A 24,274-nucleotide genomic window follows, 5' to 3' on the forward strand; every position below is an offset into this window, starting at 1 on the left:
TCCACGGCTTGACACTCTATGAGATTGACAGTAACTTCAATATCCATTCAAGGGTGGATGCCATGGAGGCAAGGTGGATAATGGGAAAATGGCAGGTTACAGACGGCATAAAACGGCAGTTTCAGGAAGGCATCATAAAGACATCTGTTATAAAAAATGAAACTATTCCTATTAAGGAAGGACCTGATGAACTTCACGGAACAGAAAGACTTGCAGATGAAATGAGTTTTGCTGACCTTAAAGGATATATTGCAGAATTAAAAATGGATGGTTATGATGCAACCCGGTATATTGTTGACCTTCACGGCAAAATAGCCTTCCCTTTTATAAATATCATAATGGTAATACTTGGTGTGCCGTTTGCGCTCAAGACAGGCAGACACAGCGGTATGGCAATGGGTATTGGTTTAAGTGTCATAATAGGCTTTAGTTACTGGATTGTCCATGCAATAACCACATCAATCGGCTACAATGGATTCATGCCGCCTGTAATTGCTGCATGGTCTGCAAATCTTATCTTTGGGATAATCGGGACACTTATGTTTTTGAATGTAAGGCAGTAGATTTGTGATGATTACAGAATAAGTTCTACACCAAACTCATAGGTATCAGGAGGTATATCGCTAAATATAACCATGAAGGGCATGCTGCCTTTAGGAGGCATCGTACTTTTTTTAGTATTACTAAAGAGTTTCCCCAACTCTTGCTTTGAGATTGTCTTTAAATCATCAGACAATACGATGACCCCTGGACTAACCAACTTTTCCTCTATTATACTGCTTTTACTGTTATATAGAGTTCCCTTTATACCGGTAATATCTTTAGACACATCATAGGAACTTATAATCTTGCCCTCTATCAAAAATAATCTGCCGAGAACTGTATTCTCTGCGTAATAATATCCTTTAAGGTCAACAATATCAAATCTGCTTGTCAAAGGAGGTTCTTTCATATTCAATATTCTGGTAACGGTATTTACACTCCCTGTCATATACACTACACCAACAACTAATGCAGCAAACAATATACTCAAAATAATTACAATTCCTAGACGGCTTTGTTTCTTTTCCTTTGGAACATCAGTTACCACATCATTAAAAAAGGGGGGTTCCTGAGATGCGTCTGTATGTTCCTGTTCAAATGATGGATGTTCATCTTCATCTGGCATAGTTTTATGTTCGGATATGATGGGTTCATCTTCCGGAGTTGTTGATAATGTAATTGGAGGCTCTGGTGAAGGTTTATTTTCTACATCAAAAGAAAAACTGTCATCTGCAGCAGATGAGTCTTTAAATATTTCAAAACCACCTGCACCGACTGCATGGGATTCCTCTTTTGGATGAGGCGATTTTTCTTCATCAAAGGATATATCCATTGACCAGTCTGCAGCAAGTTTTTCATCATCGGGCATCTCTTTTTTATCAGTTGGCTGAATATCAGGCTTTGTATCTATATTAAAAGATATGGTTTGTTCTTCTTTTGGAGGTTCAGGCACAGGCAGAGGCACATCAAAGGTTTGGGGTTTAACGAAAAATATGTTTTTGCATTTTGTGCATCTGACCCTTACACCCTTTTCAGTTACCATTGAATCATCTATGCGGAATTTTGTCTGGCAGACATCACATTGAACAATCATCTAATACCTCATAGAGTAAATCATTACCACATTATCCTAGCAAAAAACAAGGGATTTCAGCCTTATGCCATACTTTCCATAGTTGATTTAAAATGCTCAATAAAGTCTTTGGCATGGAGGGGCCTCACAAGCAACCACTTCTTCTTTTTATCAAGTCTAATCTCCACCTCTGCACCGGGAATCAGTTCCAGATATCTCAGATAGTCTTCAGGTATAACTATACCCTCTTTCCCTTTTTGGATGGTTATTATCTTTTCTTTCATATTGCCCCCATTTTCAAACCTTCTCAGATATTTTTTCTCCGAGTAAACCTGTCGGCATGAAGATTAAAACGATAATCAATATAGCAAATGCAAAGATATCTTTATATTCGCTGGAGATATATCCTGCACCATAGCCTTCAACAAGTCCGAGTATAATCCCTCCAAGCATTGCACCAGGGATATTCCCGATACCGCCAAGAACTGCTGCTGTAAATGCCTTTATGCCTGCCGCATAGCCGACAAAAAAATTTACAGAACCATAATACATGGAAACCATCATCCCTGCTGCTGCTGCCATAACAGAACCTATTACAAATGTTATTGCTATAATACTGTCAATATTGATTCCAACAAGGCTGGCCATTTTTTTGTCCTGGCTGGTTGCCCTCATTGCCTTGCCGAGCCTTGTCTTTTTTACAAAAAAATGCAAAGCAGCCATCAAAACAAAGGATGCCGTAAGGATAAATATCTGGATGTAACTGATGAATGCATTGCTGATATTTATGCTGCCGGAAGGCATAATATGGGGGAAGACTTTGTCTGTTGTCCCTTGTGTGAGCATGACATAGTTTTGCAGAAATATGGACATGCCGACCGCTGATATTAAAGGGGACAATCTGTGGGCATGCCGAAGGGGTCTGTATGCTGTCCGTTCAACTGTTAAGCCGTATGCACCGCAAAAAATACCGGCAACTATAAAGACAATAAGAATAGACAATGGCAGACTGTATGCTGTTATGCCTGACACTGTAAGTATTCCAAATACTATTATTGCAAGGTATGCACCGAGCATATAAATTTCACCATGTGCAAAGTTTATAAGCCCAAGTATGCCGTATACCATTGTATAACCAAGTGCAATCAAGGCATATACAGCGCCCAGTGTTAAACCATTTATTGACTGCTGAAGAAACATAGTTATTCTTGACTCTCTACTCTTGACTCTTGACTGTATCTGCTGCAATCTTTCTGTATAGCATATCCTTTAAAAATTCATTTGTCCTTTTCTGCTCCTCCAATATCTCTTTCATAATACCCTTCATGCCAAAGATATAGAACGGCAGAATAGTCCATACAACAAGTAAAACGATAGATACAAATATGATAAATAGCCCGAATGCCCCCATAAATGCAGCAGCCATACTTCCTTCACTCATATACATAATGCCCCCTTTCCCCAAAAATCAATGTCTATTTTTGGGCCTTTAATCTATCAATGATTTTATCAATCCCAACCCTCTCCTGCTCACCTGTTTTCATATCTTTAATGGTTATCTCTCCTTTTGATAGTTCATCATCGCCCAGTATGAGGGTCCACCTTGCCCCAATTTTATCCGCTGTCTTCATCTGCTGCTTTATCCCTTTACCATTGCAGCCCATCTCTATCCTAAATCCTTCAGGATTTTTACCACCTCCTTTTCTGCATCTTCACCAATGCCTATAATACATAAAGGCCGCTCTTCTTTAATAAAGTCAGTGGTTTCTTTGAGAACAAGTGCCAGCCTTTCCATGCCTATCGCAAAACCAAAACCTGACACATCAGGACCGCCAAGTTCCTTAACAAGACCATCATATCTGCCGCCTGCAGCAACAGCATTTTGTGCGCCAAGTTTAGATGATGTCACCTCAAAGGTTGTCCTTGTGTAATAATCAAGTCCTCTAACCATTCTGGGATTTATTGAAAATGTCCTGCCAAAAAGGACAAGATGCTTTTTTACATCTTCAAAGTGGTTTTTGCATTCAGGGCATATAAAATCTAATATTGATGGCGCATCAGTTGTTATCTCTATACATTTATGGCTTTTACAATCAATTACCCGTAGAGGATTTAAATAGATTCTCCTCTGGCAATTTTCACATAGATGTTGACTCTTATCTGACAGAAAGTTAATAAGTCCTTCTCTGTAAAGAGGACGGCACTTTTTGCAGCCAAGTGAGTTGATTTCAAGTTTCGCGTCATCCAGTTTAACCCTTTCAAACAATGCCATCAACATATCAATGGTCTCTGCATCAACCACTGGACTATCTGCACCAAAAACCTCTGCGCCAATCTGATAAAACTGGCGGTATCTGCCCTTCTGCGGTCTTTCATACCTGAACATTGGACCTAGATAGTATAACTTTGTAATAGGCATGTTATATAATTTATGCTCAATATATGCCCTCGCAACAGATGCAGTGCCTTCAGGCCTTAGGGTAATGGATTCACCGTTTTTGTCAAGAAATGAATACATCTCCTTTTCAACAATGTCTGTTAAATCGCCTATGCCCCTTGCAAAGAGTTCTGTTTTTTCCACTATAGGAATCCTTATCTCTGAAAAATTATATACCCTGAGGACATCTCTGGCAGATTTTTCAATATATTCCCACAGGACTGCATCCTGCGAAAGTATGTCATTAAAACCTTTGATGGAATTTATCATTGCTGATTTCTCATTTCTTACTTCTGCTTTTTTGCTAATGTCTCTTTTACCGCATTTGCAATATCATTAGGCATCAAGCCGTAGTGTTTCAGGAGTTCTTCTGCCAGCCCTGACTGTCCGAATATATCCTTTATACCAATCCTTTTTACAGGCACAGGGCATTCTTCTGCAAGAACACCTGCAACTGCCTCGCCGAGTCCGCCGATTATGGAATGCTCCTCTGCTGTAACAACAGCACCTGTTTCTTTTGCTGTTCTTATAATCAAATCCCTGTCAATGGGTTTTATTGTTGACATATTTATAACCCTTGTCTTCACCCCATCCTTTTCAAGAATATCTGCAGCCTGAATCGCATGACTCACCATAAGCCCGCATGCAATAATAGAGGCATCTATCCCATCCCTTACAACAACACCCTTTCCAATTTCAAATTTATAATCTTCAGGCAAGATAACCGGGAATTTTGCCCTTGCAACCCTTACATAAACAGGCCCGTTATATTTAACAATCTCATAGATTACTGAATGAGTTTCAATCCCATCACATGGAACTATCACAGTCATATTTGGTATTACCCTCATAATGGCAATATCTTCCACCGATTGATGAGAGGCGCCGTCTTCACCAACTGTGATACCGCCGTGGCTTGCAACAATCTTTACATTTAATTTTGGATATGCAATGGATTGCCTCACCTGTTCCCATGCCCTTCCTGTTGCAAATATGGCAAATGTGGAGGCAAATGGGATTTTTCCGCAAGATGCAAGCCCTGCACCAGTTCCCATCATATCTGCCTCTGATACCCCCATATTAAAAAGTTCAGCAAGTGTATCGCCGTAAACCTCCCGTGTGCCTAATAGTTTCAATGCAGACCTCCTTTTCTATTTCAACAAAACCTTCATCAGCCAGCCTTCTTTTACCCTGATTGCACCTTCAGGACATATCTCCTGACAGCAGAAACATCTTATACAATTGTCATAGTCTATTTCAATGGCATTGTCTATCTTTTTCATTATATGAGGCGGACACAGATCCACACACATCTTGCACAATGTGCAGATTTTCTTATTTATATAGGGTTTTGCTGTTAGATGTTTTTTTAGATGCCTGTTAAGATTATAAGGGAGTGAAAAGGCAATATCAACAATCTTTGGAAATACAAAATCCCTTACAAAGACAGACTGAATAGAATCACCTAGCACATCAATCCTTTTAATATCTGTCTCTCCCAAACCATCGTCTCTTGCAACCTTGCAGGTATAGAGATTATCCGGTTTTGCACCAATAATCTCCATTACTACCCTATCCAATGCAATCGCATCCTGTGAGGCAAGGACAAGTCCAAGATGTCTTGGTTTGCCGCTGCTGCCAGGACCCTCCCCTTCAAGACCAATTATGCCGTCAACAATGGTAAGCCTCGGCTTCAGAAATAGATATAAGTCCACCAACATTCGGGCGAAATGTTCTCTGTCAGAACCTGCTGAAAGGTGCCACTGTGCCTTCCTTGTGCCAACAATACACCCAAACATATTTTTAACACCGAGTGTCATAAACATCTGGGTATGGGTCTTGAGTTTTGGCAGATTTATTATGCCATCAACATCCAATACCTCTTTTGCAATCTCAAATCTTTTGAATGTCTTTCCGTCAGGATTATCTATTTCTATAGACTGCCTGAATTCAACAAGAGGTATATCCTCTTCCTTACATACATCCAGTATGCCGCATCTTGCAGCAACCTTTGCAGTTGAACCCATTCCTGGACTATCTCCTACAACAGGATATGCACCTGCCTCTTTTACAAGTCGGATTACTGCCTTTACAAAAGAAGGGTGGGTGGTTATTGCAGCGTCAGGGGATTTTGCAGATAAGAGGTTTGGTTTGATAAGTATCTTCTCGCCTTTTTTTACAAATGAACCGATACCGCCGAGAAGTCCTACTGATTCCTTTACAGTGTTATAAACTTCACTAGTTTCATAAGTGCCGCATCTTCTTAATGCAACCTTTGGTAACATTAAAGTCTGCTACTTCATTTCTTCCAATTTTTTATTTGCCAGAGATGCCTCGTCAGTATCAGGATACTTGGACTTTACCCTTTCTAACAGGATTTTTGCCTCTTCTTTATTGCCAAGTTTATAGAATGCCATACCCTGCTTTACCATGGCAGCAGGCACCTTATTCCCCTTTGGATACCTTTTTATAACCTCATTGTATTCCAGAACAGCCCTTTCGTAATCCTTTTGTCTGTCGTACGCCTCTCCAATCCAATACTGTGCATTATCAGCAAGTTCATGTTCAGGAAATATCTTTATAAAATTCCTCAATATTTCTATACCCTTATTAAAACCCTTTTCTTCCATCACATATTTGCGGCCCTCTTCATATAACGTTTTCGGGTCTATCTGTTCAGACATTGCAGCGGGTTTTTTAGATTCTTTTTCAAGAATATTGGTTATTGATTCTTTTTGCTGTTTGATGTCATTTTCAAGCAGTGATGCCTTTTCCTCTATAGTTTTAACCTTTTCATTCTGTGCAGATAACTGTCTTTCCAGCGCTGTCCACTTTGTCTGTATGGCATTTTGGACAGCAGTATACTCATCAATCAACTCCTTTTTATCAGAGCTCATCCGCTTTTCCATTGAGGCAAGGGTTGTCTGGATAGCAGCAAATTTATCTAAAGTTTCTTTTTTGTCAGCAGATTTTGCCTGAACAGATTCTATACTATCCTTTGCCTTCTGTGCATCAAATTTGCTTTCGTCAAACCTGCCCTCCAGATGCGACATCTTTATCTTTATCTCATCCAATGAGTTAAATATGACAGCCTTTTCCCTTCTCAGTTCATCAGCAACCTGAGCAACTAGTTTATTCTGCAAATCAATGTCTTTTTTTATACCGGCAATCTCTTTATCTGTCTTATCATGACGGGCTTTGAAATCTTCCAGAATACCATTAATAGTGTTAATAACCTGTGAGTGTGTTCCAACCTCTTTCCTGATATCTGCAATATCGTTTTCAACCTTTGACTGTTGGGTTTTAAAATCCTCTATGATACTGCTAATCTTACCAGTATGCAGTTCTACCTCGCCTCTGATTTCAGAAAGAGACTTTTCTGTCTTATCCTGACGGGTTCTTACACCCTCTACATCGTTATAGAGTGTTATATTTTTCTTTCCGAATTCTTCTCTTATACTGGCAATATCTTTCTGCATCGCCTCCTGTTCAGCAGGCGGGACACAGCCATAGAGCAGCAACAATGCGGATAATAAAAGAAAGGTCTTATTTTTAGTAATAATTTTAAATCCCATAACCTGTGTGGGGACAGATTTCAAATCTGTCCCCAATAATAGACTCATCTCCGTAAGAGGGTTTTATTTAACTACAAATTCTGCCCTTCTGTTTTTAGACCAGCAGGACTCATCTGCTTCTTTACATACAGGTTTTTCTTCACCGTAACTAATCGTAGAAACACGGTTTGAATCTATGCCAAGGTTTACAAGATACTTCTTTGAACTCTGAGCCCTTCTGTCACCCAGTGCCATATTGTATTCATCACTACCCCGTTCATCACAGTTCCCTTCTATCTGTATCTTAACCGCTGAATTTTTATTAAGCCAATCTGCATTTTTTCCAAGGACTTGCTTCATATCGTCCCGCACAAGGAACTTATCAAAATCAAAATAGATTGTATATAATTTGCCTTCCTTTTCAACAAGCCTTGCGAGTTCATCCTTTGCAGTCTTTGCCTCTGCCGCAGTCTTTGCCTCTGCCGCAGCCTTTGCCTCTGCCGCAGCCTTTGCCTCTGCATCGGTCTTTATCTTATCCAGTTTTGATTCAACACTAGGCTCAACCTTTACCATCTTTTCACCTGTTATCTGCTGTCCTTTGGATGTCTTGTCATCAACTTTAGGTTCCTTACTTACTGCCATTCCCTGTCCAGATTTTGTATCCTCTTTAGAGGCAGTAACCTTGGCATCCTGAGCGCCTGCTGATGCCTTTGCATCCCTTGAATCAGAACTCCCTTTAGTTTCGTATGTTGACCATGACATCTTTGGCGGCTCGCCTGTCATTACCTCCTCTTCTATAACGGCCTTTTTAGAACATCCGATTATAAGGACAATAAATACTGCAAGTATCATAGAAGATAAACTATTTCTTCTCATTTTTTCCTCCTGATTTAAAATGGTGGTTCTTATTCTCAAGATTTTATTGAATAAATCATGGCCCTTCTCTGCACCTTACAACTAGCAAATATCCTTTTCTTATAATCATATTAAAACCTCTTCCTTTTTATTTCTGGAATGGCGACCATGAGGGGTTTTTTTGTGTAACTCTATCCCCTCTGGTTACCTTCTTTGGCACATCACCGCCGTCTGCCCTGATTATATAGATTGCAGAGTTCCTTTCTTTTGTAGATGCAAATGCTACATATCTGCCATTTGGCGACCATGTTGGATTTTCGCAATTGCCCAAATCATATGTTAATTGAGTTTGCTCTGTCCCATCTGTATTCATAACCCAGATATTAAAGACATTTTCACCTAATTTTGCAAATGCAATCTTATCACCCCTTGGCGACCATGCAGGTGATGCATTATATCTTCCATCATAGGTCAGTCTCGTAAAACTCATGAGTTCCAAGTTTACCATATAGATATGCGGATTGCCAGCAATGTCAGAAACAAAGGCAATCCTTTTCCCGTCAGGGGACCAACTTGGGGAGACATCTATTCCAAAATTATTTGTGAGCCTTCTAAACTCCTTTGTTTCTATATTCAATATATAAAGTTCAGGGTTGCCATCCTTACTAAGTGTCAGGGCAATCTCCTTACCTGAAGGCGACCATCTGGCGCCTATATTTATTCCATTATGGCTTGAGATACGGCTTTCTTTCCCTGTATATAATTCAAACATATAAAGATATGGCTGCCCTTCCTTATATGATGTGTATATAATACTGTTTCCATCAGGCGACCAGATGGGCGAAACATTTATAGATTTGTTTTGTGTAATCTGCTTTACATTATAACCATCATAATCAGAAAGATATATCTCCTTATTCCCTGTAGATTCTGAAACAAAAAGAAGTTTTGTCTCAAAGATACCTTTTTCTCCTGTCAGTAATTCTACAACCTCATTTGCAAACCTGTGCATTATCCTCCGTATATCATCTTTTTTCCCCTTGTATCTCTGCCCCAAAATTGTCTTTTCTGTAATTACATCAAAAAGCCTTATATCAACTATCAGGTCGTCACCCCTTAAAACAACACCGCCTTTTATAAGAACATCCGCGCCTATTACCCGCCAATCCTTAAAGTTTACCTCACTTTCTGTTAACCTCATTAAACTTGAGTCTTCTATATACGCCTTTTTATCCAATATATCAAAAAAACCTGAATATGTAAGGTCTTGAACAAGAACCTCCCGCATGGTTGCTACGGATTGCCCCAGTCGGTCCCCGCCTTCAACTGCAATCATGTCAGGTATTGCTATTGGAAGTTTCCTTGACCCTGGCGAATTTATATCAATATATACCTTTGCTGATGCATCAAGTGCAAATAAAACTTCTAATAAAATAAGTACAGCAACTATGTTGCCAAAAAATGTAACTGCATTTTTGGGGTTGACAAATCTAATCATTATTTACCTTCTGTGCACCCATAGGGACAAAATCTTATACCTACCTCCATAAACTCATCCTGAAAGGAATCAGGCAAAGGCGGAAATGGCGCAGCCTTTTCTACTGCCCTGACTGCGGAGTTGTCAAATGCTGGACTGCCTGAAGACCTTTCAAGATACCTTTCTATAAGATTACCTGCCCTGCTTATCTTGAGACCTATAATGGTCATCATATCCTTTTTGGAATCGTTTGGGAATATCCACTTGGAATATATACCTTCTCTCAATTTAAGATAATATGCCTTAAATTCCAAGTCAATCATTTCCTGACTAACCTTGCCAACAAGCCTTGTCATGGGCAGGACAGGTTCAGCATCTATTTTAACATGAGGTTCTGCTGAAATCTGTTTTTTTACATCAGGTTCTTTTTTCTCAATCTTTTTAACTGCTGTATCCTTTTTTTCAGCCTTTTTTGCAAGTTCCTCTACCTTCTGCTGAATATTAGTGAATGACTCCAGTTCCTTTATCTTTTTTTGTATACTCGTCTCTTTTTCATCTTCCCTTCTTATCTTTTCTTCCAACATCTTAAGGGCAATATCAACATCCACCTTTTTATCCTGCTCAACCTTTATTACATCCGGTTCTTTTTTGGTTGGTTCTTCAGCAACCTTATCTATCGGTTGAGATACAGGTTCAGTTTTTTTGATCTGCACAGGTTCTGTTACAGGTTTTTTAGGCTTTTCAATCGCAGACTCAAATATGTCAACGATATACACAGGTGTTATAAACCTTTTTGCAGGTGTCATGATTGAAAGGTATATGACAATAAAAATAATCAGGAGATGAAGCGCAGTAGATATCGCTATAAATTGTGGAATATTATCCCATTTGTCGTAAAGATAATACATTTACCCTTCTCCGTAAAATCAATGTCTATTTTTGGGTTTCTTTCTCCGATGGCTCTGTCATCATGCCAACCTTTTCTATACCAGCCCTCCTTATCTCTGCCATGACCTTCACTACACTCCCGTAAGACACATCTTTGTCAGCCTTGAGGAGAACCATCTTATCCATCTTCTTTTGGTATATTGCCTCCAGTTTATCCTTTAATTCTCTTAAATCCAGTTTATTATTATTGATTAATATCTTTCCATCCTTATCAATGGTTATGACCAAGGGCTCTTCCTCTGTTAATGCCAGCGATGATGCGGCTACCTTTGGCAGATTTACATCAAGCCCCTCCTGCAGCATTGGCGCTGTTACCATAAATATTATCAGAAGGACAAGCATTACATCCACAAATGGTGTAACATTTATTTGTGAAAGAACGGTTCTGGTTTTATTAATTGTAATCATAACCTATATCCCAAAAATAGACATTGATTTTTGGGGATCTCTTACTTCTTTACAGCGGTATCATGCCCCCGCAGCCCTGTTTTTAAGAAATGTCTTTCAACAATATTCAGGAAATCTGCTGAAAAGTTTTCCATCTCGGATGCTATGCGGTTTATTGTCATTACATAATGATTATATGCTATGACAGCAGGTATTGCTGCAAACAGCCCCATAGCAGTTGCAATGAGCGCCTCTGATATGCCGGGTGCAACAACAGCAAGATTTGCAGAACCCTTTAGTCCAATATGTCTGAATGAATCCATTATACCCCATACTGTGCCAAAAAGACCAATGAATGGGGTGGTGTTACCTGTTGTTGCAAGAAATGGGACAGTTGTTTCCATCCTTGCAACCTCTATACTCATTGCCTTTTTAAGCGTCCTTTCCACTGCATCAATCCCGGTTATTTCAAATGACATATGGGGATATTCAGATACCTGTTTATCCTCCTCTGTCTTTTTTAAATTACTGATTTCAGTATATCCTGCTATAAACATCTTTGCAAATGGAGAGTTATTATTTGCTGCCATTTCAAATATCGGACCAAATTGTTTCTTCTCCCAGAAGTATTTAAGAAATACCCTTGATTCCTTTTCCAGTCTTCTGAAAAATATATACCTTGCAAACATTATTGCCCATGATACGATAGAAAAAATAAGGAGTATAACCAGAACAAGTTTGACCATGGGTCCTGCACCAACTATCATTCCAGTAAATGTTCCATCAAGTTTCGTTCCAAGATTTTCCACACTCAAGATATTATTCATCTAAATCTCCTGTTATAAAGATGTTGCCTCTCTTTTCTTCACCAACGGTTGTAGATGGACCATGTCCTGGATATACTCTAAATTCTTCGTCAAATATCAGAAGTTTATTTTTTATAGAGGTAATTATTTGTTCGTATGAACCACCGGGCAAATCAGTCCTCCCGATTGAACCTGCAAACAAGGTGTCGCCTGTAAAAAGGAATTTATCTATCAGGATGGATATTCCGCCCCTTGTATGTCCAGGGGTATGAATTATCTTAATTTTAATATCTCCAATTGCAAGCATATCATTATCTTTGAGCAGCATATCAGGTTCAGGAGAACCTTTGGAGGTTACGCCAAAAAATACTGCATGGGACATCGCGTCTTTAAGTAATGTTGCGTCGTCTGCATGAATGGCAAGTATTGCACCTGTCTTTTCTCTTAATGCCCCATTTCCGCCAATATGGTCAAAATGCCCATGGGTATTGATTATATATTTAAGTTTCAGATTATTGTTGTTTAAAATTTTAAATATATCATGGGCATTCCCACCCGGGTCTATGCAAAGTGCCTCTTTGCTGTCCACATCAGCAGCCAGATAGCAGTTTACATCAAGTGGTCCTACTGTAAGTTGTTGTAAAAACATAGACTACCCCAAAATACTAAATCGGATTTTGGGGACTATTTATATTTCCCTTTTAGTTTTTTTGCCACATCTGACGGAACAAAACCTGTTAAGTCTCCGCCAAGCCTTGCAATCTCTTTTATAAATCTTGAACTTATATATGAGTAGTCCTCTTTTGTCATCATAAAAACTGTCTCAATGCCTGAATCAAGCTTCCTGTTAGTAAGTGCCATCTGAAATTCATACTCAAAATCAGATGTTACACGTAGCCCCCTTAATATCACACCTGCCTTTTTCCTGTGCATATAATCTATAAGCAATCCCTCGAAACTCTCAACCTTGATATTCTTATATTTTCTTGTTGCATCCTTTATCATCCCAATCCTTTCTGCAACATCAAAAAGGGGCTGCTTTTTAGGACTCTCTGCAACAGCCACAACCATCTTGTCAAAAAGCTTCTGTCCCCTTTCAATTATATCAAGATGACCATTTGTTATAGGGTCAAATGTCCCGGGGTATACACCAATATGCCTTGTCATGACCGCTCCTTATTTCTGTAGAATGTTACTATCGTATCTCCATACCGCCTTTTATCAAACTCCTCCAGATGTGATAACGCAGGTTTAGACACTATCCTTTTTGAAGTTTCTGAAACTATTATGCCGTCCTTTGTCAACATAACATTCTTATCAATAATCTCTATGATTGCGTCTGTAAAACCTGCTTCATAAGGCGGGTCTATGAATATCAGGTCAAACAGGTTAGAGGCTAAAGGCTTAAGGCTTAAGGCTTGAATAACATCTATCTTGAGAACTTTAGCCCTTTTTGAAAACCCACATATATCCAGATTTTTCCTGATTATCTTAATTACCGCATAATTACTGTCAACAAACACTGCACTTTCTGCACCTCTGGAGAGCGCCTCAATACCCATAGCACCTGTCCCTGCAAATAAATCCAAAACATGCTTATAATGAAAGGTATGACCAAGTATATTAAATACAGACTCTCTTATCTTGTCTGATGTGGGTCTGATAAAAAGCCCTTTTACTGCACAAAGCCTTTTGCCTTTTACAGAACCGCTTACAACCCTCATCTATTTTCCAATCACCCTGACAACAATAACCCTGTTTCTAGGACCATCAAATTCTGAAAGATATATCCCCTGCCACTGCCCCAATGCCAACTTGTTATTCATTACAGGGATTGTAACACCATTGCCAACAAGGACAGATTTTATATGGGCATCAGCATTCCTTCCGTAATCACCTTTATTATGCTTGAATCCCTTTTTTTTATTTGAAACCAATTCATTCAACAAACCATGCAAATCCTCTGCGAGGTCAGGGTCATTATTATTCAAATGGATGCCTGCTGTTGTGTGTCCTGTAAATACAGTGGCGCTGCCTTCCTTTATATTACTTTCAAAAATAACAGATTCCACCATATCCGTTATATTAATATCCTCTGTTTTCAGTGTTGTGGTAATCCTTATTGTGTCACTGAATACATTCATTTTGCATCCCCTTAAGTCCAAACAGGTATCATTAGTTTAGTTTAAATGAGTATATTTGAAAGCATCCTGTTTGTCAATAATACATGTTTGGCATGTTTGGCAATAATACTTGACCTTTTCTAAATCTATTGCTATATATTCTTGCATAAATATCGCCATGTCATTGCAAGCCCGAAGGACGTGGCAATCTACTAGGGGACTGTCCCCGCAGGATATACAAGGATATATAACTGGGGACAGATTTCAAATCTGTCCCATATAAAAAAATCAGGAGAATTGCCATGAAAAATAGGCTGCTAAACATTCTAATTGTAGTAACAGGCTGGTTTTTCTTAACAGGTATGGGACAGGTGCCGCAGAATGAGGTTCCTAAACCAGAGATAAGATTTAATGCAACTGTCATAGATGACCAGGGTATATCAACAAAATGTCAGGATGTCAGTTGGGACGGCAAGGTCTATTTTATAGGCACAAGGGGTAAAGGAACCATATCAATCCCTTTTGAAAAGATAAAAAAGATAGTATTTATTGGCGAATCCAGAGGTGGAAAAAAGGATGCACAGGTAACACTTAGAAGCGGCGAGGTTGTAGCAGTCTCATTTGATGATGAAAACAGATTTTATGGAACAACAAATTTTGGAAACTATCGCATATCTGCAAGGAATATAAGAGAAATAATATTTGAATAAACTATAGACTATTTAATATATTTTTAAAATGAATGGCAGCTGCAGTATCTCCGCTCATCTCAAGCCTTCTTGAGAAAAATACAGTGTCAGGGTCTTCTTTGCCAAGTAACAGCCCAAATAGTGTTACAACCTTACCCTTCATCATAACATCAACATTGCCTGCAAAATTGGGAATAACCTTTATATCCCTGTCCTTAATGTAAAAATAAAATCTCTTTTTTATATCTGATGCATCAAAGAGAAAAACTTTATTATCAATCCGTTTCAGCCTCTCTTTAAATTTAGGGTTCATGTCAAGGATTATACCCATGACAACACCCATGCCTATCGCCTCAACCCAAAGAGGCATAAACCGCAAAAAAGCAGTTCCAAGTTGCAAGTTGCAAGTTGCAAGTATTTCCTTAATCCTTGACCCTTGACCCATGACCCTATATTTTTATTCCAATATGCACGGCTGCAATACCGTTAAACAGATTGTAATATTTGACATTGTAAAGCCCAATCCCTTCCAGCATCTCTTTTAACTCTTCCTGTGCTGGAAATTTTCTGATTGATTCAGGAAGATATGTGTATGCCTCTCTGTTGCCTGTAATAATATCGCCGATTTCGGGCATTATCTTGAAAGAATAAACATTATAGGCTTTATTAAATAGTTTTGATGTAGGATGTGAAAACTCAAGGCACATAACCCTGCCCCCGGGCTTTACAACACGAGCCATTTCCTTGAATGCCTTTTCAATATATGTAACATTCCTGATACCAAATCCAACAGCAGCAGCATTAAATGTATTATCAGGAAAACATATCTCCTCTGCATTACCCTGAACATACTGAATGTTCTTTAAAAAGCCTTTGTCAATACACTTTGTCTTCCCTACCTCAAGCATCTCCTTATTTATATCGTAGACAACAACTCTGCCATTTTCTCCAACTTCCCTTGCCATGAGTATTGCAATATCTGCTGTCCCGCCAGCTACATCAATCGCCATATCCCCATGTTTGAGCCTTGCCTTGCCTACAAAAAATCTCTTCCATAGCCTATGAATGCCAAAACTCATCAAGTCATTCATTAAATCATATTTGGCAGCAACAGATGAAAATATATCCGCAACCCTGTGCCTCTTTTCCTCAACAGGGATAACCTTATTCCCAAAGTGTGCTGTTTTTTTATCTTCCATAGTATCTTTACCTAATGTTTATCTAGCCCCTAATCCATATCTTTATGGTCGGGGCGAGAGGATTTGGTCTTCAGTTAGCGTCGTCCTGACGCTTCCTTCAGACCCGGCCAGTTTTACTTTCATCCGCATCCCTGCGGACTTATCCTCACATCTGTTCGGCGTAAAACTGGCTTCAAATCCTCTTTTATCCTTATTCACTCTTTTATACTATCACCTAGCCCCTAATCCATATCTTTATGGTCGGGGCGAGAGGATTTGAACCTCCGACCCCTGCGTCCCGAACGCAGTGCTCTACCAGACTGAGCCACGCCCCGATATTAAGATATTATCTGGAATTTATGATGTTATAATCCCAGTTGCGGAAAATTATTTTGTTCTTTAATTGCGTTTTTGTTATAACATAGTCCCGCGTATTGCTCAATAGTAAATTATCCAAAATTATCCAGCATAGAAAAGCATAGAAAAATATTAGACTTTTTTAAAAAATATGTTATACTTAAAGTTTAAATTTTTATCTAAGTTAAGGAGAAAACCTTGGCAAAGGAAATTTTAACAAGTAACACTACAGGCATTCAAAAATTAATAAACACAGGCAGGGAAAGGGGATTTCTTACCTATGACGAAATAAATGATGCCTTACCGCAGGATGGTTTTTCCGTTGAGGAGATGGATAACTTCCTTGAGAGTCTTGGTGAAATGGGCGTTAATGTGGTTGATAATCTTGAGGATATTCAGCCTACAGAAGAAACCGAGATAGTGGAAGAAAAGGAAGATACGTGGAAGGTGGAAAGGATTGATGACCCTGTCAAGATATACATGAGAGAGATGGGGTTTGTATCCCTTCTGAAAAGGGAAGATGAGATAGTATTTGCCAAGTCAATAGAAGAGGGTAGAACTGAATTAAAGAGACTTATACTGAATAGTCCATTTGCAGTCAGAGAGGTTGCAAGGATTGCTGACAGGGTTAAAAGTGAAAAGTCTTCACTGCGGGAACTGATTGAGGAGATTGAAGATATAAGCCACTATGAAGATGATTATATAGAAGATATCCTTGCCACTGTTGAAAAGATTAAAAAGAGAAAAATAGAAGGCGCATATAAGATTCTTAAAGAGATGCCTTTAAGTCCCACTCTGATAGACCGTATAATAAGAAGAATAAAGAGACTTGAAAGACTAATGGAGCGGGAAGAGCGCAAAAAGGGAATTAGAAAATCTGAAAGGGCAAAGAAGAGGATTAGATGGATGCTCAGAAAACTAGACATGAAACGGGATGGTATGAGGACATTAGCACAGCATGTCACAAGACTTGACAAAGAAGTAAGGCAGGCAAAAAAGGAACTGATAGAGGCAAACTTAAGACTGGTTGTTAGTATTGCAAAACGATATGTAAACCTTGGACTTAAGTTTTCAGACCTTATTCAGGAAGGCAATATCGGTCTTATGAGGGCAGTGGATAAATTTGACTATAAAAAAGGCTTTAAATTTTCAACATACGCCACATGGTGGATACGACAGGCTATTACCAGAGCCATCGCTGACCATGGAAGGACAATCAGGATACCTGTGCATATGATAGAAACCATAAACAGACTTCTTCAGACATCCCGCCAGTTGTTAAAAGAACTTGGAAGAGAGCCTTATCCAGATGAGATTGCAGAAAGGATGGACCTTCCTGTTGCAAAGGTGAGAAGAATACTGCGGCTCATGAAACAGACCCTATCTCTTGAAACACCCATTGGCGATGATGAAGAGAGTTCACTTGGCGACTTTATAGCAGACGACAAATCACCCTCACCTGCTGAGGCTGTAATTGACCATGACCTTTCAGAACAGACCAGAAAAGTCCTGTCATCTCTTACACCTAGAGAAGAAAAGGTTTTGAGGATGCGCTTCGGTATTGGGGAACGGCAGGACTATACATTGGAGGAGGTTGGGAAGGTGTTAGGGGTAACAAGGGAGCGAATCCGCCAGATAGAAGCAAAGGCAGTAAGAAGGCTTCGACATCCAAGCAGGGTAAAGATACTTAAAGGTTTTAGTGAGGATTAAAAGAGGCGGATAATTGAGAAGACCTATAGGTATATTTGATTCGGGTATTGGCGGACTCACTGTCTTAAAAGAAGTTATAAGGGTATTACCGCATGAAGATACAATCTATCTTGGCGATACTGCACGGGTTCCTTACGGCACAAAATCGCCTGACACAGTAATAAAGTATTCGCTTGAAAACGCAAGATTTCTTTTAAGATTTAACATAAAGGCACTTGTTGTCGCCTGTAACACCGCATCTGCCTTTGCATTGACGCAGCTTTCTATGGAGATGCCGATACCTGTAATAGGTGTTATATACCCAGGGGCAAAAAAGGCATTATCAACTACAAAAAATAAAAAGATAGGTATAATTGGAACAGAAGGGACAATAAAAAGTAATTCCTATGTAAATGCCATAAATGACTTATGCGGAAAAAAATCTGTAGTTTTAAAAGAACATGGCGAGAGGGGGTTCAATAGATATTTTGAGGTTAAGATAAATAGTATTACACTTTTCACAAAGGCATGTCCAATCTTTGTTCCCCTGTCAGAAGAGGGATGGATTGATAATGAAGTGGCATTTCTAACAGCAAAAACCTACCTGACAGGATTAAAAGATAAGGATATAGACACACTTATTCTGGGCTGCACACACTACCCGATACTAAAAGATGTTATCACCAATATTATTGGCAAAGAGATCATACTGGTAGACTCAGGACAGGAGACAGCAGTTGAGGTGTCAAGGGTGCTGCAGGACAAAGGCATTCTGGAAAATGATTTACAGTTAAAACCATCGCGCAGATTCTTTGTAACAGATTCCCCTGAAAGATTTATTATGGTTGGCAGCAGATTTATTGGTGCAGCCCTTGATAATGTGGACAAGGTGGATGTTACACAGTCTGAAGTATCACCATTCCAATCCAACGATAAGGTATAATAATGCCAAAAAAACAAAAAACCAGAAGATTAGAAAAAAGACGCTCTGGCAGATGGTTATCCATAATTATCGTATCTCTACTAACAGTCTTGATAGGATTATATCTTCTTGCAAAATTTAGTGAACAGAGAACTGCTCCTATCATTAAAGAAAAAACAATACCCCCTGAAACAAAATCTGTATCCCTTTATTTTTCTAATGCTACAGGTGTTAAACTGGGTGTAGAGAAAAGGGATATTAAAAAGGAGACAACTGCATCAGAGATAAAAGAGGTTATGGAACAACTCATAAAAGGACCTGCGGAAAAATTTATTAGAACAATACCGGAAGAAACAAAAGTTTTAAATGTAAGACTGGATAAAGAAACGGCAGCCATTGATTTTAGCGCTGATATTACCACAAAACATCCGGGAGGAAGTTCTGCTGAAATTCAAACTGTATATTCCATTGTCAACAGCATTGTGTTTAACTTCCCTGAATTTAAAAAGGTTCAAATCCTTATAGATGGTAAAAAGGCAAAGACACTTGCCGGCCATATTGACATAAGTCTTCCCCTTGACGGAGATAAAACAAAATAACGAGGTATCAGAAATAATGAATAACCTTTTAAAAAGAATCAGGGGACAGGTTGTAATCTTTGATGGTGCAACAGGCACCATGCTTCAGCAGGCAGGACTTAAGCCCGGTGCCTGCCCTGATGAGATGAATTTAAGTATGCCGGATGCTGTAAGAACAGTTCATACAGCATATCTGGATGCAGGCTCAGATGTTGTGACTACAAATACATTTGGCGCAAACAGGATAAAATTAAAAGAGTATGGTCTTGAAGATAAAGTAAGAGAGATAAACTATGCCTCTGTAAGGATTGCAAAAGAGGCAGTTGGCGGCAAGGCACTCGTTGCAGGCGGGATTGGACCAACAGGGAGATTTATAGAACCTGTTGGTAACCTTACATTTGATGAGGCATTTTCTATCTATGAAGAACAGGCTAAGAGCCTTGCTGATGCAGGTAGTGACTGCATAATCATTGAGACCATGATGGATATTAAAGAGATGAAGGCTGCAATGATGGCATCAAAGTCAACAGGGCTTCCTGTCATTGCAACCATGACTTTTAATGAAACCATGCGGACTGTTCTGGGGACATCACCAGAGGTTTTTGCGATAGTGGCTGAAGGCATTGGCGCTGATGTAATCGGGGCTAACTGCAGTTTAGGTGCTGAAGGTATCTACACTGCCCTTAAGTCAATGTCAGAGGTTACAGACCTGCCTCTTATTGCACAGCCAAATGCAGGCATACCTTACTTAAAAGATGGCAGAACTATATTTCCTGCTACCCCTTATGAAATGGCAGAATATGTCCCAAGATTTATGGCACTGGGTGTAAGGGTTTTAGGAGGGTGCTGTGGAACAACACCAGAGCATATAAAAAGGATAAAGTCAGAAGCCTGCCCCCGAATGTATCTATCGGGAGTCAGGGGTCAGGAGTCATGAGTCAGAAAAGAAAAGACAACAACACGGCTTGCAAGTCGTTCAAGATTTATAACCTTTGGAGAGAATTACCCCCCAATAATAATAGGCGAGAGGATAAACCCAACAGGAAAAAAAATACTGGCACAGGAGATGATGGAGTTCAAGACATCTATTATCAGAAAAGAGGCACGGGAGCAGGAAAATCTTGGTGCCAATGCCCTTGATATAAATGTAGGTGTGCCTGGTATAGATGAGATAAAGGCAATACAGATGGCTGTATTTGCTGTAAATGAAAACTGTCAGTTACCTATTGTAATAGATTCATCGTCTATACAGGCAGTTGAATCAGGCATTAAGGCAGTTGACGGAAAACCCATGATAAACTCAGTGAGCGGCGAGACAAAAAAATTAAATGCCATACTCCCGCTGGCAAAGAGATATGGTGCTTCGGTTCTGGGTTTAACCCTTGATGAAAGCGGTATCCCTCAAACAGCAGAGGGAAGATTTGAGATTGCAGAAAAGATACTTAATGCCGCACTTGACGCAGGTCTAAAAAAGTCTGATGTTGTTATAGACTGTCTTGCCATGACCGTAAGTGCTGACCAGAAATCTGCAACGCAGACCTTAAAGGCAATAAGGCTGGTAAAGGAAAGACTTAACCTGTCAACTATTCTGGGTGTCAGCAATATATCCTTTGGTCTGCCTAATCGTGAACTTATAAATTCAAACTTTCTTGCAATGGCAATTGAGGCAGGGCTTGATGCCGCAATTATAAACCCGCACAGTATCCTAATGATGGATGCATATCATGCAAGTATTGTCCTGTCTGGAAAGGATATAAGGGCAGAGAGGTATATAAAGAGATATAGTCAGAAGTCAGAAGTCAGAAGTCAGAAGTCAGAGACAAAAGAAGAACCAAAAACAATCGGCGAAAAACTTAAACTGGCAATTATTGACGGTGATGAAGATGGCATTGTGCCTTTGGTTGAAGAGGCATTAAGAGAGGGCTGGGAGCCTCTGCGGGTAAGCGGTGAAGGACTTATCCCAGGGCTTGAAGAGGTAGGCAGACTGTTCGGCAAAAATATATACTTCCTGCCTCAGGTAATGCTTTCAGCAGATACAATGAAAAAGGCGTTTAACAGGCTCAAGAAAGAATTTAGCGGCAAAAAAGGGGAGAGTCTCGGCAAGGTTTTGATGGCAACAGTAGAGGGTGATGTCCACGACATAGGTAAAAATATAGTTTCAACCCTCCTTGAAAATCACGGCTTTGAGGTCATTGACCTTGGGAAAAATGTGCCTGCTGACAAAATCATAGATGAGGCAGTGAAAAATAAGGTTGACATTGTAGGTCTTTCAGCACTTATGACAACAACAGTAATGGAGATGGATAATGTTATAAAAAGATTAAAAGAAAAAGGTATAGATGTAATTACAATGGTCGGCGGTGCTGTTGTAACCCAAGAGTTTGCTGATAGGATTGGTGCAAACAGTTATGCAAAGGATGCACTTGAGGCTGTGGAAAAGGTAAAAAAAATCTTAAAAAGATAGTCAGTCCCTCCCAAACACAGAAACTATTTTAAAACACCCTACATCAACAATACCCTTATCTGTGAGCCTTATCTCAGGGATTACCGGGAGGGCAAGGAAACTCATAGTCATAAACGGGTCAGGCAGGACACAGCCAAGTTCCTTTACTTTGTTTAAGAGTTTACCCATTGACTCTACAACCTGTTTTAAAGGTTTATCAGACATAAGCCCGGCAATCGGCAGTGGTATGGATGCCTTAATACTTCCATCTGAAACAACTGTCAGTCCTCCATTCATCTCTTCCACCTTTTTAGCAGCCATAAGTATATCATCGTCCATGACTCCAACAGCAACAATATTATGAGAGTCATGTGCTACAGATGATGCAATTGCACCCCTTTTTAAACCAAAACCCTTAACAAAACCTATCCCGATATTGCCTGTTTTCCTGTGCCTTTCTATAACAACAACCTTTAATATATCACGCTCTATATCTGATATAACAAAACCATCTGCTGCTGCTGGAGTATCTATAACCTTTTTTGTAATTATTTGTTCCTGAAAAACCTGAATCACCTTAATCAATCCTTCTTTAGTTCGCAATTTTATACCGCCTGCCCTTCCCCAGTCTATATTCACAGAGTTGTCCAATAATCCTTTTTGCACAGGAAATGATTTTGCCATAACCCTTCCATCCCTTGCCACAAGACTTCCTTTCTTGAAAACCATTCGGGTTTTGAAATCTCTTAAATCCTCAAATACAACCATATCAGCCATGTAACCCGGGGCAATGGCGCCAATCTCCCTCAAGCCAAAATGCTGCGCAGGATTTATTGTAACAAGTTGTATGGCAGTTACAGGGTCTAATCCATACCTCACCGCCTTCCTTAATATATCATCCAGATGCCCTTCTCTTAAAAGGTCAAACGGATGCCTGTCATCTGACACAAAGGCAAATCTTCTGGAATTTGTCTTTGTAACAATGGGTAAAAGGGTCTTGAGATTCTTTTCTGTTGTCCCCTCCCTTATCATTACAAAGAGCCCCCTTTTTAATTTCTCTTCTGCCTCTTTTTTAGTTGTAGATTCATGGTCAGACGATACTTTAGATGCAATGTATCCATTGAGTTTTCTGCCTGATAATCCAGGTGCATGTCCGTCTATCCTCTTATTATTTTCTATTCCAAGGTTAATCTTTTCTAATAAACCCCTTTCCCCTGCAATTACCCCGGGAAAGTTCATCACCTCTGCAATGCCAAGCACATTTTTATATTTTAAAAACGGTTTTAAATCCTTTGCAGTAAGCCTTGCACCCGATGTCTCCATAGAGGTGGCAGGCACACAGGATGGAAGCATTATATAAATATCCAGAGGAAGTCCGATACTTGCATCAAACATATATTGTATCCCTTTTCTTCCAAATACATTTGCTATTTCATGAGGATCTGTAATAACCGATGTTGTGCCTCTTGGAAGGACTGCCTTTGCAAATTCAGAAGGAGAAAGCATAGTGCTTTCTATATGGATGTGACTGTCAATAAGACCGGGGGCGAGATAAAGCCCTTTTAAATCTATAATCCTCTTTGCGTTGTAATCACCGATGCCTGCAATACTGCCATTATATATAGCAACAGAGCTGTCTTCTATATCCCCTGAAAAGACATTTACAATCTGTGCATTCTTGATTAAAAGGTCAGCAGGATTGCTGCCGCTGGCAGCAGTTATCAGTTCTTTTAATGCAGGTATAATATCTTTCATCTATCTATTTATTTATCTACAGTGAACGACAAAAGAAAGTTGTCATTGGAAAAAGGAGGCTGTATAACAAAGTATATAGGATTAGATACACATTCGTCAAGTTGACCTTTGCCCAAAAATAGACATTGATTTTTGGGGAGGTTTTTAATCGCTATTTTACGGTTGAGGATTTTTTGATTTCCCTGCAAATAGTATCATAATTACGCTTCTATAATTTTCATGGGTAATTTGGTGAGAATGGTCCAGTTTAGCTTTATGATAGCGCTCTAACGACAAGCTCACTTGCGCTTCTGGCGTGCGGCTTGCTGCCGTTTGCAAGGCGCATGACAGTTAAAGCGTCAATGTGGAGCGGCTTGTTAGGCGTTTTTGGATTCATTCGGTTCTTTAGGCAGTTGAGCACCATGCCATACTGCCACAATCCAAACGATTTTTCCTTTTACATGGTAGAAAAACCTATAGGG

24 protein-coding genes, 1 tRNA gene and 2 pseudogenes are annotated in these 24,274 nt (G+C 39.5%); 6 read left to right on the forward strand and 21 right to left on the reverse strand.

Features of this window, described 5'->3' with window-relative positions; translation table 11 throughout:
• A partial coding sequence (locus HZC45_00825) for an LptF/LptG family permease (protein MBI5681714.1) occupies positions 1-563 on the forward strand: 563 nt, incomplete at its 5' end.
• An 11-nt stretch (positions 564-574) separates the two neighbouring features.
• Here the strand turns inward: HZC45_00825 and HZC45_00830 are convergent.
• From HZC45_00830 to HZC45_00910, 17 genes and pseudogenes are all read right to left on the reverse strand, one after another.
• Positions 575-1,636: a zinc-ribbon domain-containing protein gene (locus tag HZC45_00830; protein MBI5681715.1), complete on the reverse strand. Its 1,062-nt coding sequence runs from the start codon at positions 1,634-1,636 to the stop codon at positions 575-577.
• A gap of 62 nt (positions 1,637-1,698) precedes the next feature.
• A complete protein-coding gene (locus HZC45_00835) occupies positions 1,699-1,899 on the reverse strand; it encodes a hypothetical protein (protein MBI5681716.1) in 201 nt (66 codons plus the stop codon).
• A gap of 13 nt (positions 1,900-1,912) precedes the next feature.
• The gene (locus HZC45_00840) at positions 1,913-2,815 is read right to left on the reverse strand and encodes a branched-chain amino acid ABC transporter permease (GenBank protein MBI5681717.1); all 903 of its coding nucleotides are present in this window, start codon (positions 2,813-2,815) and stop codon (positions 1,913-1,915) included.
• Positions 2,816-2,831: 16 nt separating this feature from the next.
• The gene (locus HZC45_00845) at positions 2,832-3,056 is read right to left on the reverse strand and encodes a hypothetical protein (GenBank protein MBI5681718.1); all 225 of its coding nucleotides are present in this window, start codon (positions 3,054-3,056) and stop codon (positions 2,832-2,834) included.
• A 34-nt stretch (positions 3,057-3,090) separates the two neighbouring features.
• Positions 3,091-4,322, reverse strand: a pseudogene (locus HZC45_00850) (histidine--tRNA ligase).
• A gap of 17 nt (positions 4,323-4,339) precedes the next feature.
• A complete protein-coding gene (locus HZC45_00855; protein MBI5681719.1) occupies positions 4,340-5,131 on the reverse strand; it encodes a transketolase family protein in 792 nt (263 codons plus the stop codon).
• 72 nt (positions 5,132-5,203) lie between these two features.
• The gene (locus tag HZC45_00860; protein ID MBI5681720.1) at positions 5,204-6,337 is read right to left on the reverse strand and encodes a DUF362 domain-containing protein; all 1,134 of its coding nucleotides are present in this window, start codon (positions 6,335-6,337) and stop codon (positions 5,204-5,206) included.
• Positions 6,338-6,346: 9 nt separating this feature from the next.
• Positions 6,347-7,663: a tol-pal system protein YbgF gene (gene ybgF / locus HZC45_00865; protein MBI5681721.1), complete on the reverse strand. Its 1,317-nt coding sequence runs from the start codon at positions 7,661-7,663 to the stop codon at positions 6,347-6,349.
• 27 nt (positions 7,664-7,690) lie between these two features.
• Positions 7,691-8,248 carry a peptidoglycan-associated lipoprotein Pal gene (pal, locus tag HZC45_00870; GenBank protein ID MBI5681722.1) on the reverse strand — a complete coding sequence of 186 codons (558 nt, stop codon included), beginning with the start codon at positions 8,246-8,248 and terminating at the stop codon, positions 7,691-7,693.
• 361 nt (positions 8,249-8,609) lie between these two features.
• Positions 8,610-9,959 carry a Tol-Pal system beta propeller repeat protein TolB gene (gene tolB, locus HZC45_00875; protein ID MBI5681723.1) on the reverse strand — a complete coding sequence of 450 codons (1,350 nt, stop codon included), beginning with the start codon at positions 9,957-9,959 and terminating at the stop codon, positions 8,610-8,612.
• A complete protein-coding gene (locus HZC45_00880) occupies positions 9,959-10,846 on the reverse strand; it encodes a cell envelope integrity protein TolA (protein MBI5681724.1) in 888 nt (295 codons plus the stop codon). The genes tolB and HZC45_00880 overlap by 1 nt, the downstream gene beginning before the upstream one ends.
• 25 nt (positions 10,847-10,871) lie before the next feature.
• Entirely contained in the window at positions 10,872-11,294 is a 423-nt protein-coding gene (tolR, locus tag HZC45_00885) for a protein TolR (GenBank protein MBI5681725.1), read from the reverse strand.
• Between the two features lie 41 nt (positions 11,295-11,335).
• Positions 11,336-12,040 (reverse strand): protein TolQ, encoded by a 705-nt coding sequence (gene tolQ, locus HZC45_00890; protein MBI5681726.1) that lies wholly within the window; start codon positions 12,038-12,040, stop codon positions 11,336-11,338.
• 52 nt (positions 12,041-12,092) lie between these two features.
• Complete coding sequence (locus HZC45_00895) at positions 12,093-12,728, reverse strand: MBL fold metallo-hydrolase (GenBank protein MBI5681727.1); 636 nt, start codon at positions 12,726-12,728, stop codon at positions 12,093-12,095.
• A 35-nt stretch (positions 12,729-12,763) separates the two neighbouring features.
• A complete protein-coding gene (gene coaD, locus HZC45_00900) occupies positions 12,764-13,246 on the reverse strand; it encodes a pantetheine-phosphate adenylyltransferase (protein ID MBI5681728.1) in 483 nt (160 codons plus the stop codon).
• Positions 13,243-13,803, reverse strand: a complete 561-nt coding sequence (gene rsmD, locus HZC45_00905; protein MBI5681729.1) for a 16S rRNA (guanine(966)-N(2))-methyltransferase RsmD — start codon at positions 13,801-13,803, stop codon at positions 13,243-13,245. The genes coaD and rsmD overlap by 4 nt, the downstream gene beginning before the upstream one ends.
• The gene (locus HZC45_00910) at positions 13,804-14,223 is read right to left on the reverse strand and encodes a YjbQ family protein (protein MBI5681730.1); all 420 of its coding nucleotides are present in this window, start codon (positions 14,221-14,223) and stop codon (positions 13,804-13,806) included. It abuts the gene before it with no gap.
• A 281-nt stretch (positions 14,224-14,504) separates the two neighbouring features.
• Here HZC45_00910 and HZC45_00915 point away from each other — a divergent pair, with 281 nt between their 5' ends.
• Positions 14,505-14,912: a hypothetical protein gene (locus HZC45_00915; protein MBI5681731.1), complete on the forward strand. Its 408-nt coding sequence runs from the start codon at positions 14,505-14,507 to the stop codon at positions 14,910-14,912.
• A 1-nt stretch (position 14,913) separates the two neighbouring features.
• On the opposite strand, the gene HZC45_00920 is transcribed toward HZC45_00915, so the two are convergent.
• The 3 genes from HZC45_00920 to HZC45_00930 all read right to left on the reverse strand — a co-directional run bounded on the left by HZC45_00920 (position 14,914) and on the right by HZC45_00930 (position 16,404).
• The gene (locus HZC45_00920; GenBank protein MBI5681732.1) at positions 14,914-15,261 is read right to left on the reverse strand and encodes an SCP2 sterol-binding domain-containing protein; all 348 of its coding nucleotides are present in this window, start codon (positions 15,259-15,261) and stop codon (positions 14,914-14,916) included.
• A 79-nt stretch (positions 15,262-15,340) separates the two neighbouring features.
• Positions 15,341-16,090: a bifunctional demethylmenaquinone methyltransferase/2-methoxy-6-polyprenyl-1,4-benzoquinol methylase UbiE gene (gene ubiE / locus HZC45_00925; protein MBI5681733.1), complete on the reverse strand. Its 750-nt coding sequence runs from the start codon at positions 16,088-16,090 to the stop codon at positions 15,341-15,343.
• 237 nt (positions 16,091-16,327) lie between these two features.
• Positions 16,328-16,404, reverse strand: a tRNA-Pro gene (locus HZC45_00930).
• A 232-nt stretch (positions 16,405-16,636) separates the two neighbouring features.
• Here HZC45_00930 and rpoD point away from each other — a divergent pair.
• From rpoD to HZC45_00950, 4 genes and pseudogenes are all read left to right on the forward strand, one after another.
• On the forward strand, positions 16,637-18,136 hold the full coding sequence (gene rpoD / locus HZC45_00935; GenBank protein ID MBI5681734.1) for an RNA polymerase sigma factor RpoD: 1,500 nt from the start codon (positions 16,637-16,639) through the stop codon (positions 18,134-18,136).
• Positions 18,137-18,149: 13 nt separating this feature from the next.
• Positions 18,150-19,058 (forward strand): glutamate racemase, encoded by a 909-nt coding sequence (locus HZC45_00940; GenBank protein ID MBI5681735.1) that lies wholly within the window; start codon positions 18,150-18,152, stop codon positions 19,056-19,058.
• A gap of 2 nt (positions 19,059-19,060) precedes the next feature.
• A complete protein-coding gene (locus tag HZC45_00945) occupies positions 19,061-19,636 on the forward strand; it encodes a GerMN domain-containing protein (protein MBI5681736.1) in 576 nt (191 codons plus the stop codon).
• A 16-nt stretch (positions 19,637-19,652) separates the two neighbouring features.
• Positions 19,653-22,079, forward strand: a pseudogene (locus HZC45_00950) (homocysteine S-methyltransferase family protein).
• On the opposite strand, the gene ade reads toward HZC45_00950, so the two are convergent.
• Positions 22,080-23,813: an adenine deaminase gene (ade, locus tag HZC45_00955; protein ID MBI5681737.1), complete on the reverse strand. Its 1,734-nt coding sequence runs from the start codon at positions 23,811-23,813 to the stop codon at positions 22,080-22,082.
• Positions 23,814-24,274 lie beyond the last annotated feature (461 nt).

It is taken from the genome of Deltaproteobacteria bacterium (assembly GCA_016223005.1).
In the GTDB taxonomy this organism is placed as follows: domain Bacteria; phylum Desulfobacterota; class GWC2-55-46; order UBA9637; family GWC2-42-11; genus JACRPW01.

Bases quoted from the DNA above. Each gene is read 5' to 3' on its own strand.
- HZC45_00910 (MBI5681730.1), bottom strand. From the start codon at position 14,223: ATGAATGTATTCAGTGACACAATAAGGATTACCACAACACTGAAAACA.
- tolQ (MBI5681726.1), bottom strand. From the start codon at position 12,040: ATGATAGTTGGTGCAGGACCCATGGTCAAACTTGTTCTGGTTATACTC.
- HZC45_00830 (MBI5681715.1), bottom strand. From the start codon at position 1,636: ATGATTGTTCAATGTGATGTCTGCCAGACAAAATTCCGCATAGATGAT.
- tolR (MBI5681725.1), bottom strand. From the start codon at position 11,294: ATGATTACAATTAATAAAACCAGAACCGTTCTTTCACAAATAAATGTT.
- HZC45_00840 (MBI5681717.1), bottom strand. From the start codon at position 2,815: ATGTTTCTTCAGCAGTCAATAAATGGTTTAACACTGGGCGCTGTATAT.
- HZC45_00835 (MBI5681716.1), bottom strand. From the start codon at position 1,899: ATGAAAGAAAAGATAATAACCATCCAAAAAGGGAAAGAGGGTATAGTT.
- ade (MBI5681737.1), bottom strand. From the start codon at position 23,813: ATGAAAGATATTATACCTGCATTAAAAGAACTGATAACTGCTGCCAGC.
- ubiE (MBI5681733.1), bottom strand. From the start codon at position 16,090: ATGGAAGATAAAAAAACAGCACACTTTGGGAATAAGGTTATCCCTGTT.
- HZC45_00915 (MBI5681731.1), top strand. From the start codon at position 14,505: ATGAAAAATAGGCTGCTAAACATTCTAATTGTAGTAACAGGCTGGTTT.
- HZC45_00895 (MBI5681727.1), bottom strand. From the start codon at position 12,728: ATGTTTTTACAACAACTTACAGTAGGACCACTTGATGTAAACTGCTAT.
- tolB (MBI5681723.1), bottom strand. From the start codon at position 9,959: ATGATTAGATTTGTCAACCCCAAAAATGCAGTTACATTTTTTGGCAAC.
- HZC45_00860 (MBI5681720.1), bottom strand. From the start codon at position 6,337: ATGTTACCAAAGGTTGCATTAAGAAGATGCGGCACTTATGAAACTAGT.
- HZC45_00920 (MBI5681732.1), bottom strand. From the start codon at position 15,261: ATGCCTCTTTGGGTTGAGGCGATAGGCATGGGTGTTGTCATGGGTATA.
- pal (MBI5681722.1), bottom strand. From the start codon at position 8,248: ATGGCAGTAAGTAAGGAACCTAAAGTTGATGACAAGACATCCAAAGGA.
- HZC45_00880 (MBI5681724.1), bottom strand. From the start codon at position 10,846: ATGTATTATCTTTACGACAAATGGGATAATATTCCACAATTTATAGCG.
- HZC45_00845 (MBI5681718.1), bottom strand. From the start codon at position 3,056: ATGAGTGAAGGAAGTATGGCTGCTGCATTTATGGGGGCATTCGGGCTA.
- HZC45_00945 (MBI5681736.1), top strand. From the start codon at position 19,061: ATGCCAAAAAAACAAAAAACCAGAAGATTAGAAAAAAGACGCTCTGGC.
- HZC45_00855 (MBI5681719.1), bottom strand. From the start codon at position 5,131: ATGGGGGTATCAGAGGCAGATATGATGGGAACTGGTGCAGGGCTTGCA.
- rsmD (MBI5681729.1), bottom strand. From the start codon at position 13,803: ATGAGGGTTGTAAGCGGTTCTGTAAAAGGCAAAAGGCTTTGTGCAGTA.
- coaD (MBI5681728.1), bottom strand. From the start codon at position 13,246: ATGACAAGGCATATTGGTGTATACCCCGGGACATTTGACCCTATAACA.